Genomic DNA, 13,870 nt, shown 5'->3' on the forward strand with positions numbered 1-13,870 from the left:
GTCATCGACATGCATACCGCCGACGTGAACATGGCCGAGGCCGACACCCAGCCTGCGCTGACCGACGGGTTCCACCTCGTCATCGACGCGCTGAAGCTCAACGACATCAACACGATCTACGGCGTGCCGGGCATCCCGATCACCGATCTCGGGCGCCTCGCCCAGGCCGAGGGCATCCGGGTGATCTCGTTCCGGCACGAGCAGCATGCCGGCAACGCGGCGGCGATCGCCGGCTTCCTCACGAAGAAGCCGGGCATCTGCCTCACGGTCTCGGCGCCGGGCTTCCTCAACGGCCTGACGGCTTTGGCCAACGCCACCACCAACTGCTTCCCGATGATCCTGATCTCGGGCTCGTCCGAGCGCGAGATCGTCGACCTGCAGCAGGGCGACTACGAGGAGATGGACCAGCTCGCCATCGCCAAGCCCCTGTGCAAGGCGGCCTTCCGCGTGCTGCACGCCGCCGACATCGGCATCGGCGTAGCCCGCGCGATCCGCGCCGCCTGCTCCGGCCGTCCCGGCGGCGTCTACCTCGACCTGCCGGCCAAGCTCTTCGCGCAGGTGATGGACGCCGAGGCCGGCGCGAAGTCGCTGGTCAAGGTGATCGACCCGGCGCCCGCCCAGATCCCGGCGCCGGAGGCGATCGCGCGGGCGCTGGCCGTGCTGAAGACCGCCGAACGCCCCCTGATCATCCTCGGCAAGGGCGCCGCCTACGCGCAGGCCGACGAGGCGGTCCGCGCGCTGGTCGAGACCAGCGGCATCCCCTACGTGCCGATGAGCATGGCCAAGGGCCTCCTGCCCGACACCCACCCGCTCTCGGCCGGCGCCGCGCGCTCGACGGTGCTGAAGGAGGCCGACGTCGTGCTCCTGGTCGGCGCCCGGCTGAACTGGCTGCTCTCGCACGGCAAGGGCAAGACCTGGGGCGCCCCGGGCTCCAAGAAGTTCATCCAGATCGACATCGAGCCGCGCGAGATGGATTCGAACGTCGAGATCGTCGCGCCGGTCGTCGGCGACATCGGCTCCTGCGTCGCGGCGCTGCTCGACGGGATGAAGGGCGGCTGGCCGGCGCCGCCCGCGGCCTGGACCGAGACGATCAAGGCGAAGAAGGACGCCAACATCGCCAAGATGGGCCAGCGCCTCCTGAAGAACTCGACCCCGATGGACTTCCACGGCGCGCTCGGCGTGCTGCGCACGATCATCAAGGAGCGGCCGGACGCGATCCTCGTCAACGAGGGCGCCAACACCCTCGATCTCGCCCGCGGCGTCATCGACATGTACCAGCCGCGCAAGCGCCTCGACGTCGGCACCTGGGGGATCATGGGCATCGGCATGGGCTTCGCCGTGGCGGCGGCCGTCGAGACCGGCAAGCCGGTGCTCGCGGTCGAGGGCGACTCAGCCTTCGGCTTCTCCGGCATGGAGGTCGAGACGATCTGCCGGTACGACCTGCCGGTCTGCATCGTGGTGTTCAACAACAACGGCATCTATCGCGGCACCGACGTGAACCCGTCGGGCGCGGCCGACGTGGCGCCGACCGTGTTCGTGAAGGACGCGCGCTACGACAAGATGATGGAGGCCTTCGGCGGCGTCGGCGTCAACGTCACGACGCCGGATGCGCTCCGCGAGGCGGTCAACGCGGCGATGGATTCGGGCCGTCCGACCCTGATCAACGCGGTGATCGACCCCTCTGCGGGCACCGAGAGCGGCAACATCGGCAGCCTCAACCCGCAGAGCACCGTGAAGCGGAAGTAAGTGCAGCCGGGCGAAGAGCGGGAGGGCGGTCGCCGCCCTCCCGCGACCATGGGAGCCGACGCGATGATCGATCCGCGCCTCGTCGGCCGCATCGCCTTCGCGCACCGGCTCCCCGTGAAGCCGCCGCTACCGCCGGGGCGTCACCCGCTTGGGCTGTTTCCGGAGCGCGACGCGATCCTCCACGTGCCGGCCCGGATCGACCCGCGAAGGGCCACGCCCTTGGCGGTGCTGTTCCACGGCGGCGGGGGCGGCGCGGAGAAGATCCTGCCGATGCTGGAAGCCCACGCGGAGGCGCGCGGGTTCCTGCTGCTGGCCCCGCAATCGCTGTTCCCGACCTGGGACCTCGTCATCGCCGGCCACGGGCCCGACCGCGAGCGCCTCGAAGCCGCGCTCTCCGAGGTCGGATCGCGCTTCCTGCTCGATCCGTCGCATCTGGCCTTCGCCGGCCATTCGGACGGCGGTAGCTACGCCCTGTCCTCGGGGCTGACCAACGGGGACGTCGTCACCCACGTCATCGCCTCGTCCGCCGGCTTCCTGAGCGTGCAGGTCCAGACCGGGGCGCCGCGGGTCTTCGTCTCGCACGGCACCCGGGACGCGCAGATCGCGGTCGCGCATGGCGGCCGCAGCCATGCCGCGCAGCTCGAACGGGCCGGCTACGACACCACCTACGTCGAGTACGACGGCCCCCACGCCTACGACCCGGCGGTGGTGGCGCAGGCCGTCGCCTTCTTCCTCGACGTGCCGAACCCGGCCTGACGCGCCCTCGGATCAGGCCGGCGCCAGCATCCGCGGCGTCGGCACCTCGGCCTGGTGCCGCGTGGCGTCGGTGAGCAGGGCCGCGACGAGGTCGCCCTGCGAGACGATCCCGACGAGGCGGTCGTCCGGCCCGACCACCGGCAGATGGTGCAGGCCGAGCCCAGACATCTGCAGCACGACCTCGCCGATCGGGCTGTCCGGCCGCAGCGTCACGACAGGGCTCGTCATGATGTCCTCGACCGAGCCGTGCGGGGCGCGCCCGCGGGCCGCGGTCAGGCGCAGGCGGCGGAGGAGCCCGAGGCGCGGCCCGCGTGGGTCCCACGCCGCCTTGTCGAGGAGGTCGGTCTGCGTGACGATGCCGACCACCCGGGCACTCTCGTCGGTCACCGGCAGGACCTTGATGTGGTGGCGGCGCAGAAGGGCGAGCGCATCCATCAGCGGCGCGTGGGGGGCGATCGCCACCACGTCGCGGGTCATGATCGCGGCGCAGTCCGTCTGGCCCGAGCGACGGCGGGTGGCGCGGAGCTGCGCCTGCCGCAGGATCGCCTCGAGGTCGCTGCGCCCGACATCGAGGATCTGGTCGAAGTCTTCCAGCGCCGCATCGAGGTCCTCGCCGCTGAAGCCCAGCGGCGCGGCGACGGGATCGGTGCGGCCGGGCGCGGGCGCGATGCCGGGATGCGGGTAGGGGCGGCCGGTGAGGTTGTTGAAGAGGAGCGCCGCGGCGAGCAGCAGCAACGAGTTCACGCCGACCGGCCAGAGCACGAAGCCGTAGCCGAGGTCGTGGATCGCCGGGCCGCCCAGCACCGCGGTGAGCGCGACCGCGCCGCTCGGCGGGTGGACGCAGCGCAGCGCCATCATCGACCCGACGGCTCCGGCGATGGCCAGCGCCGCCGCCAGGATCGGATCGTGCACGAGCGCCGCGACGCTCACGCCGACGAGGGCCGCCACGAGGTTTCCGCCGACGATCGACCAGGGCTGCGCCAGCGGGCTCGCGGGCACGGCGAACAGCAGCACCGCGGAGGCGCCCATCGGCGCGATCAGGAAGGGCAGGGCGGTGGTCGGCCCCAATGCCCAGGCCGCGAGCGCCCCGGTGACGAGGATGCCGAGCATTGCGCCGAGCGCCGAGCGGGCGCGTTCCCGCAGGCTGAGCGGCGTCGCCGCCGGAACGAACCGGCGCCAAAGTGGCTGCATGGATCCGAGCCTTCGCGTGTTTTAGGGACGCGCCATTCCGACACCCGCGAAGGCCGCCGTCGTCGCACCGCCGGCAGGATCAAGCGCGGGTCCCTTCTCCCAGGGGGAAGGACAGGATGAGGGGCGTGACATGTCCGGTTAGGTCACGCCCCTCACCCCAACCCTCTCTCCCCGGGAGAGGGGGCCGGTCGGTGCTTCGCGCGATCAATTTGATAGCTCCGAAGCAGCAGCAATGGATACGGCGGAAGCCGCCCCCGAGTCCTCTCGGACCGGAAGCGGCTTCGCTAGCTCGTCGAACCGGTCAGACCGCGCGGGCCTGGTGCAGTTCTTCGATCTGCTGCTGGGTGTATCCGAGGTCGACCAGCACCTCGTCGGTGTGCTCGCCCAGCAGCGGCGAGGACTTGATCTCGACGGTCATGTCCGAGAACTTGATCGGGCTTCCGACCGTCAGGTACGAGCCGAGATGGGGGTGGGGCACCTCGACGACCGTGCCGCTGGCGCGAAGGCTCGGATCGACAGAGATCTCCTTCATCGACATCACCGGCGCGCAGGGGATGTCGAACTTGCGCAGGATGTCGACCGCCTCGAACTTGGTCTTGTCGGCGAGCCATTCCTCGATCGTGCCGAAGATGTCCATGATCTTGTCCTGGCGGGCGGACGCGGTCTTGTAGGCCGGATCGTCGATCCACGCCTCCTTTCCGATCGCCCGGCAAATCGGGGCCCAGGCATGGCCCTGGATCGTGAAGTAGATGTAGGCGTTCGGGTCGGTCTCCCAACCCTTGCACTTCAGCACCCAGCCGGGCTGGCCGCCGCCGCCGGCGTTGCCGCCGCGCGGCACCACGTCCGTGAACGTGCCGTGCGGGTATTGCGGGTATTCCTCCAGATAGCCGAGCGCATCGAGGCGCTGCTGGTCGCGCAGCTTCACGCGGCAGAGGTTCAGCACCGAATCCTGCATCGACACGGCGACCTTCTGGCCCTTGCCGGTCTTGTTCTTCTGGTGGAGCGCCGTGAGGATGCCGATGGCCAGGTGCATGCCGGTGTTGGAATCACCGAGCGCCGCGGCGCTGACGGTGGGCGGCCCGTCCCAGAAGCCGGTGGTGGAGGCGGCCCCGCCCGCGCATTGGGCCACGTTCTCGTAGACCTTCAGGTCCTCGTAGTGGTGGCCGTCGGAGAAGCCCTTCACCGAGGCGACGATCATGCCCGGGTTGAGCTCGTTGATCCGCGGCCAGGAGAAGCCCATCCGGTCCAAGGCGCCGGGGCCGAAGTTCTCGACGAGCACGTCGGACTCGGCGATCAGCTTCTCCAGGACCTGCTTGCCCTCGGGGGTCTTGGTGTCGAGGGTCAGCGAACGCTTGTTGGAGTTCAACATCGTGAAGTAGAGCGCATCCGCGCCCTCGACGTGGCGCAGCTGGTTGCGGGTGACGTCGCCGGAGCCGGGGCGCTCGACCTTGATCACGTCGGCCCCGAACCAGGCCAGAAGCTGCGTGCAGGCCGGACCGGCCTGGACGTGGGTGAAGTCGATGATCTTGATCCCCTCGAGTGGCTTGCTCATCGTCGGCTTTTCCTCTCTTCGCGTGGACGGATGGCGACGCCGACCCTGGATCGGTGACGCACTCGGTGATCGAAGGCCGGGCTCATCTTCGGAGCCTCGGTCGGCGGTCACGTTGCTCTCGGCCGGATCTGCTCTCGCTTGCGAAAACCGGCCTTGACCTTGAATTCGTTGCCCGTTCCCGACGGGAGATCTTGATGATTGCTCAGGCTTCGAGCTCGGCGATGCGGCGGCGCATCGCCCGCTCCGCGGCCCAGCGTTCGGTCTCGTCGCGGATCACGGCGGTGATGCCGGTGACGGTCTCGTCCGCGTCGAACAGCATGCTCACGGTGAACGCGATCGATAGCGAACGACCGTCCTTGTGCAGGGCCGGCACGCGCAGCACCTCGGCGCCGTAGCGCGTCACCCCCGTCCGCATGGTCTTGTGGTAGCCGTCCCAGTGGCGCTGGCGGTGCCGGTCGGGCGTGATCAGGTCGAGCGTGCGCCCGATCGCCTCCTCCGGCGTGAACCCGAAGATGCGCTCCGCCGCGGCGTTCCACACGACGATCGCGCCGTCGGCGTCAGAGACCACGATCGCGTCGCCGGCATTCGAGACCATTTGTTCGAAGTCGATCGCCCGAGACATGCAAGACGCTCATCGTTCCAGGACCCGTCGTCCGCCGCCGGTGGGCGAGGTCGTCGGTCGCGCGACCCGCGGGGGATGACGGCCGCGAGCGGAAGGCGGGATCAGCGGTCGGGAATTCGGCCAGGCATGGAAGCTCTCCCTGCGGCGGAGGCGGGCGGGGCTCGCGATCGTTGAGAACGATCCGGCCTCGGCTCGATTCCTTATATGGTATGTGGTATGCCAGAGCGGAAATCGCGTCAAGGCATGCGGAGCCGGCCCGGCGGCGCTTCGGTTTCAAATCGCGGATCTGTCAGGGGCAAGTCTGTCAGAGGAGGGGCCGGAACGCGGGGCGCGGCCGGGAATTCGGCAGGGTGGGGAGGACGCGGGATGACGGCGGCGCCGAGCATCACGATCACGCAGGTCGGCGACTACGTCTTCAGCGTGGATTTCAGTAAGGCCCTGCCGGCCCTGCGGGTCGACGAGGCGGAGCCGATCGGCGGTGGGACCGGGCCGAACCCAGAGCAGTTGCTGATCGCCGGCGTTGCGAACTGCCTGTGCGCCAGCCTCGTCTTCGCATTGGGCAAGTTCCGCCAGGACGGAGGCGGCGTCTCGGCCGAGGCCACCTGCCGCATCGGGCGCAACGACGACGAACGCCTGCGCATCGTCGGCGTCGACGTGCGGATCATCCTGGGCGCCACCGCCGCCGACATGCCGCGGATCGACCGGGTCCTCGACCAGTTCCAGCGGTTCTGCACCGTGTCCGAGAGCGTGAAGCTCGGCATTCCCATCGCCGTCTCGGTGCGTGACGGCACGGGGGCGCAACTGACGTAACCGGCGGTTCGAAGAACCCGCCGACTATCATGAAAGGAACCGCCATGTCGGACATGCACAGGGACGGCGCCGAGGCGCCGGAGGCGCTGGCCCGCCTGTTCAACCAGCGTGCGAACGCCGGCGACGTGGAAGGCCTCGTCGCGCTCTACGAGCCGGAGGCGGTGCTGGCCGCCGGCCGGGTCGTCGCCAGCGGGCACGCCGAGATCCGCGCCTTCTACGCGGACCTGCTGGCCCGCCGTTCCGAGTTTCCGGCCGCCGAAATCCTGCCCCCCTTACGCAACGGCTCGATCGCGATGACCTTCGCGCGGCTGCCCAACGGCACGCTCTCGGTCGAGACCGCCCGCGAGCAGGCGGACGGGACCTGGCGCTGGGTCATCGACCAGTTGAAGATCAAGCCGACTGAGAGTTAGGCGCGGTAGTAGTCGCGGTACCACCGCACGAACCGCTCGACGCCGGCCTCGATCGGCGTCGCGGGGGCAAAGCCGACGGCGGCGGAGAGGTCGTCCACGTCGGCATAGGTGGCCGGCACGTCGCCGGCCTGCATCGGCAGCATCCGGCGCACCGCCTTCACCCCGAGGCACGCCTCCAGCACGTCGATCAGGTGGAGAAGCTGCACCGGCCGGTTGTTGCCGACGTTGTAGATCCGGTAGGGCGCGAGGCTCGTGCCGGGATCGGGGCGTACGCCGTCCCAGGCGGGGTTCGGGGCAGCGATGCGCTCAGCCACCCGCACGACGCCGTCCACCACGTCGTCGACGTAGGTGAAGTCGCGCTGCATCAGCCCGTTGTTGAACACCGAGATCGGCTCGCCCGCCAGGATCGCCCGGGTGAACAGGAACAGGGCCATGTCGGGCCGGTACCAGGGCCCGTAGACCGTGAAGAAGCGAAGGCCCGTGGTCGGCAGCCGGTAGAGGTGGCTGTAGGAATGCGCGAACAGCTCGTTCGCCTTCTTGGTCGCCGCGTACAGGCTGACCGGATGGTCGACGTTGTCGTGGACCGAGAACGGCATCTTGGTGAGCGCGCCGTAGACCGAGCTCGACGAGGCGTAGACCAGGTGCTCGCAGCCGTGATGGCGGCAGCCTTCGAGGATGTTCAGGAACCCGTCGACGTTGCTGCGGGCGTAGGCGCGCGGGTTCTCCAGCGAGTAGCGCACGCCCGCCTGCGCCGCGAGGTGGACCACGCGCTTGAACCGGTGCTCGGAGAACAGAGCGTCGACGGCCGCGGCGTCGGCGATGTCGAGCCGCAGGAAGCGGAAGCCGGGACGGCCTTCGAGCCGGGCCAGCCGCGCCTGCTTCAGGCCGACGTCGTAATAGGCGTTGAGGTCGTCGATCCCGACGACCGGGCGCCCGGCCGCGAGGTAGCGCTCGGCGACGTGATACCCGATGAACCCGGCGGCCCCCGTGATCAGTACCGGATCCATCAGCGTCTCCCTCGCGCCCCGGCGTTCCGCAGCCCCATGTCCCTAGCCCATTTTGCCGGTGCGGTGGATGCGGGCGCGCAGCCGGGGCGGCCTGCTGCGCGGACGGGGGGAAGACCTCGGCGGGCCCGTCGCCGCGGATGCTGACTACCGAGGCGGGGCACCGGGAGTGAGCGGAGTCCGCACGAACGCGGGTCGTTGCGCGCGGAATCCGCGCCTGAGGGGGAACCCCTGCGCGACGGCTGAAGTTCACCAGCGTACGCCGACGCCGCATCGGGCTGCGGCGGCGTTCGAGGCGGGTGTTCCGCCCCTACAGACGACCCAAGGACTTCCCCATGAAGAAAGTGTTCCTGATCGCCGCGTCGCTGACCCTCCTGTCCGCGACCGCCTTCGCCCAGGGGAACTCCCCCTACAACCGGTCCGGCCCCCAGGCCGGCGGCCCGCGCGCCGGCATGGAGCGCGCGATGGGTGCGCCGGGCGGCACGCCCGACATGGATCCGGCGATGCGCCCCGGCATGCGGCCGATGGGCCGGCCGATGATGCGCCACCAGCGCCGCCACCGCATGATGCATCACCGCCGTCACCGCATGTGATCGGCGTACGATCGGTTCGCCGGTCGAAAGGAGGGCCGTCCGCGAGGGCGGCCCTTTTTCGTTTTCGGTCTCGATGCGAGCCGTCAGAGGGTTTCGGCGAGCACCACGAGTTGGTCGGCGCAGATGCCCCAGCCCTGGTGGAACCCCATCGCCTCGTGCGCCTCGCGGTCGGCCACGCTCGAGTGCCGGGCGACGGCGGTGTAGCGGCATCCGCCCGCTTCCGGCACGGAGGCGACGACCAGCGTCATGAACGGCTTGGCCGAGGTCGCGCTCGGAGACGGCGTCAGGGGAGCGTCGGCTCAGTCATGCGAATCTCAAGGTGTCACCGTGACGGGGGCTCCGACTGGTTTCAAACCGGACGGACGCAGCGGCGATCGATGCGATCCACTCGCCGGCCTCGAGGGCGACCATTGCCCGCTGCCATCACGAAATCCGGAACCGGGAGCGACACCGCCGGCGGTTAACATGGCGGTAACCATGACCGCCGAGAACCCGTCGCGGAGCGGCGCCCTCCGCATGCGCCCCGGCAACTCTCCAAGGAGTGACGACCATGGCGCCCGGCTACGTGATCGCCGCCTGTTTCGAAGGCGCCGGGGCGATCGGGATCGTGGTGGCCCTGCGGCTGCTCCACGCCGAGCAGCGCGCCAAGGCCGCCGAACTCGCCCGCTTCCTGCGATCCGGACAGGTACCGGATGCGCCGAAGGTGAAGGTCGTCGCCGAGGCCCGCCCCGCGCCGGAGATCCGCCTTGGTCCGACCGCGCGACCGATGAGCGCCATCGGTCCCTCCGACGCCCTGCTCGCCCTGCGCAGCGCCTACGGGGCCGCGGCGCGCTGATCGACCCCGCGCCGCGCGTTCAGCGCAGGAGCGCGTCGAGCCCGAAGCCGCCGAAGACCACGAAGGCGAGGGTCATCAGGAACTTGATGTCGTCGAACGTCTCGGTCATGGCCGTCGCCTGATGGTGTCTCGGGAAGGGGCCGGACGTCGCCCGGTCGCCCCACCATCCGTCGTCCGGCGCATTCGAGCGAATCGTTTCAGGCTTTCTTAACCGGCCCTCCCGGATTTCCCGGAAACGCGCTTCACGCTTCGTTAAGACCGCACGCGAAGCCCGCGCCGGCGGTAACCATGCCCTCGGCGCAGCCGCGGATCGGAACTCGCGCGCGCCCGGACCGTTGTGCGGGCGGAACAGGACCCGTCGTCGGGCTAACCTGGCGACCGCCCGGCCCGCGCCCTTTCCGGCGAACGGGCCTTTTGTCTGGACGACCCGTCGCCCGGCGGCCCGTCCGATCGGAGCCCCCGTAATGCGCAACCTTCTCCTCACCCTCATCGTGCTCGCCGGCGGCTTCGTTCTCGTCGCGATGTACGTCGCGCCGACCCAGCCCGGCCTGCGCGCCTGGTACCGCGACAACGCCTGCGTACACCTCGACAAGGTCAGCCCGCAGATCTGCGCGCCGCTCCGTCAGGCCGAGGGCACTGACAAGGTCTGAGCGGGCCGTGTCGGCCCTGCGCCGCGCCGTGGACTGGACGTTCCGCGACCGGCGAACCGGCGCGTTCGTGATTGGACAATGGCCCAATCTCCCGCTCTGGTTGTTTTTCGGGTTCTCGATTGTGCGCTGGGTCCTCGTTCCGCAAGGTCGGCCGGACTTCTGGTTGCGGATCGGGGCGGGCGCGGCGCTCGGGTGGTGGGCCGCCGACGAAGTTCTGCGCGGGGTGAACCCCTGGCGGCGCATCCTCGGAGCGGCCGCCTTGGTCTGGTTGGCGGTGTCGGCGACGCTGGCGTGATGGCGTCGCGCCGCGTGGGACGTCGAGGTGCCTCGGATCACCGATCGTATTTTCTACGCATGGTTGAAACTAGTCGTTGCGCATGCAACGATTTGCGTGAATACCGATTTGACCAACCGGTTTGCTCGCATACACGTGCCGGGCCGACCGCAGGCAGGTAGACTGGACGGCACGAACCGATGACGGACCCGGCAACCTCGCGTCTGATGCAGGATGGCTCGCGTTCGGCGGCCAGCCAGCAGATCCTGGGCAAGATCGCTACCGTGCTCGCGATCCCGGTCTCGGACTTCTACCGGCACGAGCCACCGGTCTCGGACGCACTGACTCCCAATACTGCCGAATGCGATGCGATGCTGGCGGCGTTCCTGCGGGTCGGGGACCCGGAGGTACGAGCCCGCATCGTCGAGATGATGCGGGCCTATTCGGACAACTGATACCAAATCTCATGGTTCATAACCCATGAGGCGCGGCGGACGACCACCGCCTCGCCGTCGCGGGGGTCGAACCTCGCTGAGCCGGGCTCACCGAGGTTGGTTCTGACGCTTCCGTCAGAGTTCCGCCGAGTCGCGGGACAGCTCGCCGCGCAGGCGCCGGGCCGCCTCCAGCAGCGCGCCGTCGCGCCGCCGCCGCGGACGCGGCAGGTCGATGCGCACCTCCGCCGCCACGCGGCCGGGCTTGCCGGCGAGCACAACCACCCGGTCGGCCAGGGTCACCGCCTCGTCGATGTCGTGGGTCACGAACAGCACCGTCTTGCCGGTGGCGGCCTGGATGCGCTGCACCTCGTCCTGCAGGCCTTCGCGGGTGAAGCTGTCGAGCGCCGAGAACGGCTCGTCCATCAGCAGAACGTCGGGGTCGACCGCGAGTGCGCGGGCGATGGCGACGCGCTGGCGCTGCCCGCCCGAGAGCTGGTGCGGCCAGCGCTGAGCGAGGTCGCCGAGCCCGACAAGGGCCAGCATCTCGCCGGCCTTGGCGCGACGCTCGGCACGCGACAGGCCGCTGTTCTCGAGGCCGAACGCCACGTTGTCGATGACGCGCCGCCACGGCAGCAGGCGCGCATCCTGGAACACCAGGGCCATCGGCGTGCGGCACCCGGGGCGCGTCGCAAGGTCGACGGTGCCGGAACTCGGCGCGGCGAGCCCGATCAGCACCCGCAGCAGCGTCGACTTGCCGACGCCGGATTCGCCGACGATCACCAGGAACTCGCCGCGCGCGACCGTGAGGTCGAGGTTCGACAGGATGACGTTGCGCGTGCCCGCGCGCTCGTAGGCGAGGCCGAGGCCGCGGAAGGCGACGATCGGGGCGTGCGGGGCGGTGTCGGCTGTCATGCGCTTAGGCCCGCCAACGCAGGAGCCAGCCCTGCAGGGCGACGAAGGCGGAATCGAACAGCCCGTAGAGCCCGGCCATGGTCAGCATGTAAACCACCACGATGTCGGTCGAGAGCAGGCTCGAGGCCTGCATCATCCGCTGCCCGACGCCGGGCACGCCGAAGATCTCGGCCGCGACCACCGCCATCCAGGCCTGGCCCAGGGCCGTGCGCAGGCCGACGAGGATGCCCGGCGTCGCCGCGGGCAGCAGGATCTTGGTCAGCCGAGCGGGGGCCGAGCGGAAGCCGAAAGCCTGCGCCACCTCGATCAGGTCGCGGTCGACGCCGCGGACGGCGCCCTGCGTCGCGAAGAACACGATCCAGAACACGCCGACGGCGATGATGAACACGGCGGCCGAGGGCTCGACCCCGAACCAAATGATGGCGAAGGGCACCCAGGCGAGGCCGGGGATCGGCCGGAGCAGGCGCACCACCCAGGCGGTCGCCGACTCGAAGGTCCGCGACATGCCGCCGACGAGCCCCAGGGCGATCCCGGCGCCGGCGCCGACCGCGAGCCCCACGAGGTAGTGGCTGAGGCTCGACGCCACCGCCTCGAACCAGACGCCGAGCTCGATCTCGCGCAGGAACGCGGCCGGGATCGTGGTCGGCGGCGGCAGGAAGGCCGGATTGATCAGCCCGAGCCGCGGCGCGGCCTCCCAGACGAGCAGGAAGGCGGCGAGCCCCGCGGCCGACAGCAGGATCGAGCGGAGGAAGGTCAGCGCGCGACCGCCTTCTCGTAGAAGCCCGGCACGAACAGGCCGTCCATCGGCACGTCCTTGTCGAGGGTGCCGATGCTCACTTGGTAGGCCTGCATCTTCTTCGTGGCCTCGATGATCACGCGCGGGTCGGCGGTGAACTTCGCCGCCGGCGAGGAGAGCGCCTTCCGGATGGTGGCGAGGTCGGTGATGCCCTTGCCGAGCGCCTTCTCGACCGGCGGCGCGGCGCGCGCCGGATCGGTCTTGAGCAGGTCGGTCGCCTTCACCAGCGCATCCACAAGCCCTTGCACGGCGGCCGGGTTGCGGTCGGCGAAGGCGCCGGAGACGGCGACGACGGTGCCGGGCTGATCGGGGAACATCTCGGCACCGGTGGCGATCAGCGTGATCGCCGGGTTGCGCTGTTGGACGATCGTCAGCGCCGGCTCGCGGATCGAGGCGCCGTCCACCGCGCCGGCGAGCAGCGCCTGCTGCGTCGCGTCGATGCCCATGGCGACGACGTCGGCGTTCGCCTTGTCGGTCTTGGCCACCTGCCAGAGCCAGTGCTGCAGCGTCGTGTTCGGCACCGAGCCCGGCGGCTGGGTCGCGAGGCGGGCGGCGCGGCCCTCCTTCTCGCGGTAGCGGCGGAACGCCTCCGCCTTGTCGGCGGTGGCCGCGAAGTAGGGTGCGAGCTTGGGGCCGGCGACGAACACCATCTCCTCGACCGCGGTCGCGGCGACCACGCGCACGTCGATGTTCTTGGTGCGCGCCACGGCGAGCGGCGCGATGCCGGCGACGTAGACGTCGATGGTGCCCGACGCCAGCGCCTGGATCATGTTCGGGCCGGACTCGAAGGTGGTGAAGCCGGGCTTGAGCCCGGCGGCCTCGAGCCAACCCTCGCCGTTGGCGACGAAGATCGGCGCCGCACCGATCACCGGGATCACGCCGATGCGGACGGAGACCGGCGCGGTCTGCGCCGGGGCGGCGCCCGCGCCGAGGGCGAACAGGGCCGCGGCGAGGATCGTACGGCGGAGGGGGAGGTAGCGCATGGGCTCTCAGGGTCCGGGCTCGGGGACCGACGGGTTCGGCGTTCGCCGCTCCCATGCCACAGGCCGGCGAAAGGTCAAATCGCATGTCTCATGCGCAGGCCTTGCGGCGTCCGCCGTCCCAAGATGATCGATGTAACCACATGGTCACGACCATACGTCGGAACGTCATGACGCTTGAACCGTCAATTCAACCGTCAGGTGCAAGAGTCGCTACGCGTACTCATCAAAATCAAGTGAGGCCGATATTTATGGATCTGCAAGCCGTTGCGATCCGGATTCGGGTAATCTAACTGCTTTGCCGA

The 13,870-nt window shown here is 69.9% G+C and carries 16 protein-coding genes and 1 pseudogene; 9 read left to right on the top strand and 8 right to left on the bottom strand.

The window, feature by feature from the left end; genetic code table 11:
• Positions 1 to 9: 9 nt before the first annotated feature.
• Together oxc and FV229_RS05215 are read left to right on the top strand one after the other, a co-directional pair.
• Positions 10 to 1,746, top strand: a complete 1,737-nt coding sequence (oxc, locus tag FV229_RS05210) for an oxalyl-CoA decarboxylase (RefSeq protein ID WP_246688059.1) — start codon at positions 10 to 12, stop codon at positions 1,744 to 1,746.
• A gap of 63 nt (positions 1,747 to 1,809) precedes the next feature.
• Positions 1,810 to 2,502: an esterase gene (locus FV229_RS05215; protein ID WP_147750940.1), complete on the top strand. Its 693-nt coding sequence runs from the start codon at positions 1,810 to 1,812 to the stop codon at positions 2,500 to 2,502.
• Positions 2,503 to 2,514: 12 nt separating this feature from the next.
• Here FV229_RS05215 and FV229_RS05220 read toward each other — a convergent pair whose 3' ends face one another.
• The 3 genes from FV229_RS05220 to FV229_RS05230 all read right to left on the bottom strand — a co-directional run bounded on the left by FV229_RS05220 (position 2,515) and on the right by FV229_RS05230 (position 5,867).
• Positions 2,515 to 3,693, bottom strand: a complete 1,179-nt coding sequence (locus FV229_RS05220) for an HPP family protein (RefSeq protein ID WP_147750941.1) — start codon at positions 3,691 to 3,693, stop codon at positions 2,515 to 2,517.
• Between the two features lie 301 nt (positions 3,694 to 3,994).
• Entirely contained in the window at positions 3,995 to 5,245 is a 1,251-nt protein-coding gene (frc, locus tag FV229_RS05225) for a formyl-CoA transferase (RefSeq protein ID WP_147750942.1), read from the bottom strand.
• Positions 5,246 to 5,447: 202 nt separating this feature from the next.
• A complete protein-coding gene (locus tag FV229_RS05230) occupies positions 5,448 to 5,867 on the bottom strand; it encodes a PAS domain S-box protein (protein ID WP_147750943.1) in 420 nt (139 codons plus the stop codon).
• Between the two features lie 366 nt (positions 5,868 to 6,233).
• Here FV229_RS05230 and FV229_RS05235 point away from each other — a divergent pair, with 366 nt between their 5' ends.
• Both FV229_RS05235 and FV229_RS05240 read left to right on the top strand, forming a co-directional pair.
• Positions 6,234 to 6,677: an OsmC family protein gene (locus FV229_RS05235; protein WP_147750944.1), complete on the top strand. Its 444-nt coding sequence runs from the start codon at positions 6,234 to 6,236 to the stop codon at positions 6,675 to 6,677.
• A gap of 44 nt (positions 6,678 to 6,721) precedes the next feature.
• Positions 6,722 to 7,087 (top strand): nuclear transport factor 2 family protein, encoded by a 366-nt coding sequence (locus tag FV229_RS05240; RefSeq protein ID WP_147750945.1) that lies wholly within the window; start codon positions 6,722 to 6,724, stop codon positions 7,085 to 7,087.
• On the opposite strand, the gene FV229_RS05245 is transcribed toward FV229_RS05240, so the two are convergent.
• Positions 7,084 to 8,094: an NAD-dependent epimerase/dehydratase family protein gene (locus FV229_RS05245; RefSeq protein ID WP_147750946.1), complete on the bottom strand. Its 1,011-nt coding sequence runs from the start codon at positions 8,092 to 8,094 to the stop codon at positions 7,084 to 7,086. The two genes, FV229_RS05240 and FV229_RS05245, sit on opposite strands and share 4 nt — an antisense overlap.
• Positions 8,095 to 8,426: 332 nt before the next feature.
• Between FV229_RS05245 and FV229_RS05250 the strand changes: the two genes are divergently transcribed.
• The gene (locus tag FV229_RS05250) at positions 8,427 to 8,684 is read left to right on the top strand and encodes a hypothetical protein (protein WP_147750947.1); all 258 of its coding nucleotides are present in this window, start codon (positions 8,427 to 8,429) and stop codon (positions 8,682 to 8,684) included.
• A gap of 83 nt (positions 8,685 to 8,767) precedes the next feature.
• Here the strand turns inward: FV229_RS05250 and FV229_RS05255 are convergent.
• Positions 8,768 to 8,947 (bottom strand): annotated as a pseudogene (locus FV229_RS05255) (SRPBCC domain-containing protein); the annotation flags it as partial.
• A gap of 287 nt (positions 8,948 to 9,234) precedes the next feature.
• Here FV229_RS05255 and FV229_RS05260 point away from each other — a divergent pair.
• From FV229_RS05260 to FV229_RS05275, 4 genes are all read left to right on the top strand, one after another.
• Complete coding sequence (locus tag FV229_RS05260; protein WP_147750949.1) at positions 9,235 to 9,519, top strand: hypothetical protein; 285 nt, start codon at positions 9,235 to 9,237, stop codon at positions 9,517 to 9,519.
• Between the two features lie 464 nt (positions 9,520 to 9,983).
• Entirely contained in the window at positions 9,984 to 10,169 is a 186-nt protein-coding gene (locus tag FV229_RS05265) for a hypothetical protein (protein WP_147750950.1), read from the top strand.
• Positions 10,170 to 10,185: 16 nt separating this feature from the next.
• Positions 10,186 to 10,464 carry a hypothetical protein gene (locus tag FV229_RS05270; RefSeq protein WP_147750967.1) on the top strand — a complete coding sequence of 93 codons (279 nt, stop codon included), beginning with the start codon at positions 10,186 to 10,188 and terminating at the stop codon, positions 10,462 to 10,464.
• Between the two features lie 179 nt (positions 10,465 to 10,643).
• Positions 10,644 to 10,898, top strand: coding sequence for a hypothetical protein (locus tag FV229_RS05275; RefSeq protein WP_147750951.1), 255 nt, complete (start codon positions 10,644 to 10,646; stop codon positions 10,896 to 10,898).
• 114 nt (positions 10,899 to 11,012) lie between these two features.
• Here the strand turns inward: FV229_RS05275 and FV229_RS05280 are convergent, their stop codons facing one another.
• The 3 genes from FV229_RS05280 to FV229_RS05290 are packed head-to-tail and all read right to left on the bottom strand — an operon-like array spanning position 11,013 to position 13,568.
• Positions 11,013 to 11,789 carry an ABC transporter ATP-binding protein gene (locus FV229_RS05280; RefSeq protein WP_147750952.1) on the bottom strand — a complete coding sequence of 259 codons (777 nt, stop codon included), beginning with the start codon at positions 11,787 to 11,789 and terminating at the stop codon, positions 11,013 to 11,015.
• A gap of 4 nt (positions 11,790 to 11,793) precedes the next feature.
• On the bottom strand, positions 11,794 to 12,546 hold the full coding sequence (locus tag FV229_RS05285) for an ABC transporter permease (RefSeq protein WP_147750968.1): 753 nt from the start codon (positions 12,544 to 12,546) through the stop codon (positions 11,794 to 11,796).
• On the bottom strand, positions 12,543 to 13,568 hold the full coding sequence (locus FV229_RS05290) for an ABC transporter substrate-binding protein (RefSeq protein WP_147750953.1): 1,026 nt from the start codon (positions 13,566 to 13,568) through the stop codon (positions 12,543 to 12,545). Before FV229_RS05290 ends, FV229_RS05285 begins: the two co-directional genes overlap by 4 nt.
• Between the last annotated feature and the right edge of the window lie 302 nt (positions 13,569 to 13,870).

The organism is Methylobacterium sp. WL120 (assembly GCF_008039465.1).
GTDB classification, from domain to species: Bacteria; Pseudomonadota; Alphaproteobacteria; order Rhizobiales; family Beijerinckiaceae; genus Methylobacterium; species Methylobacterium cerastii.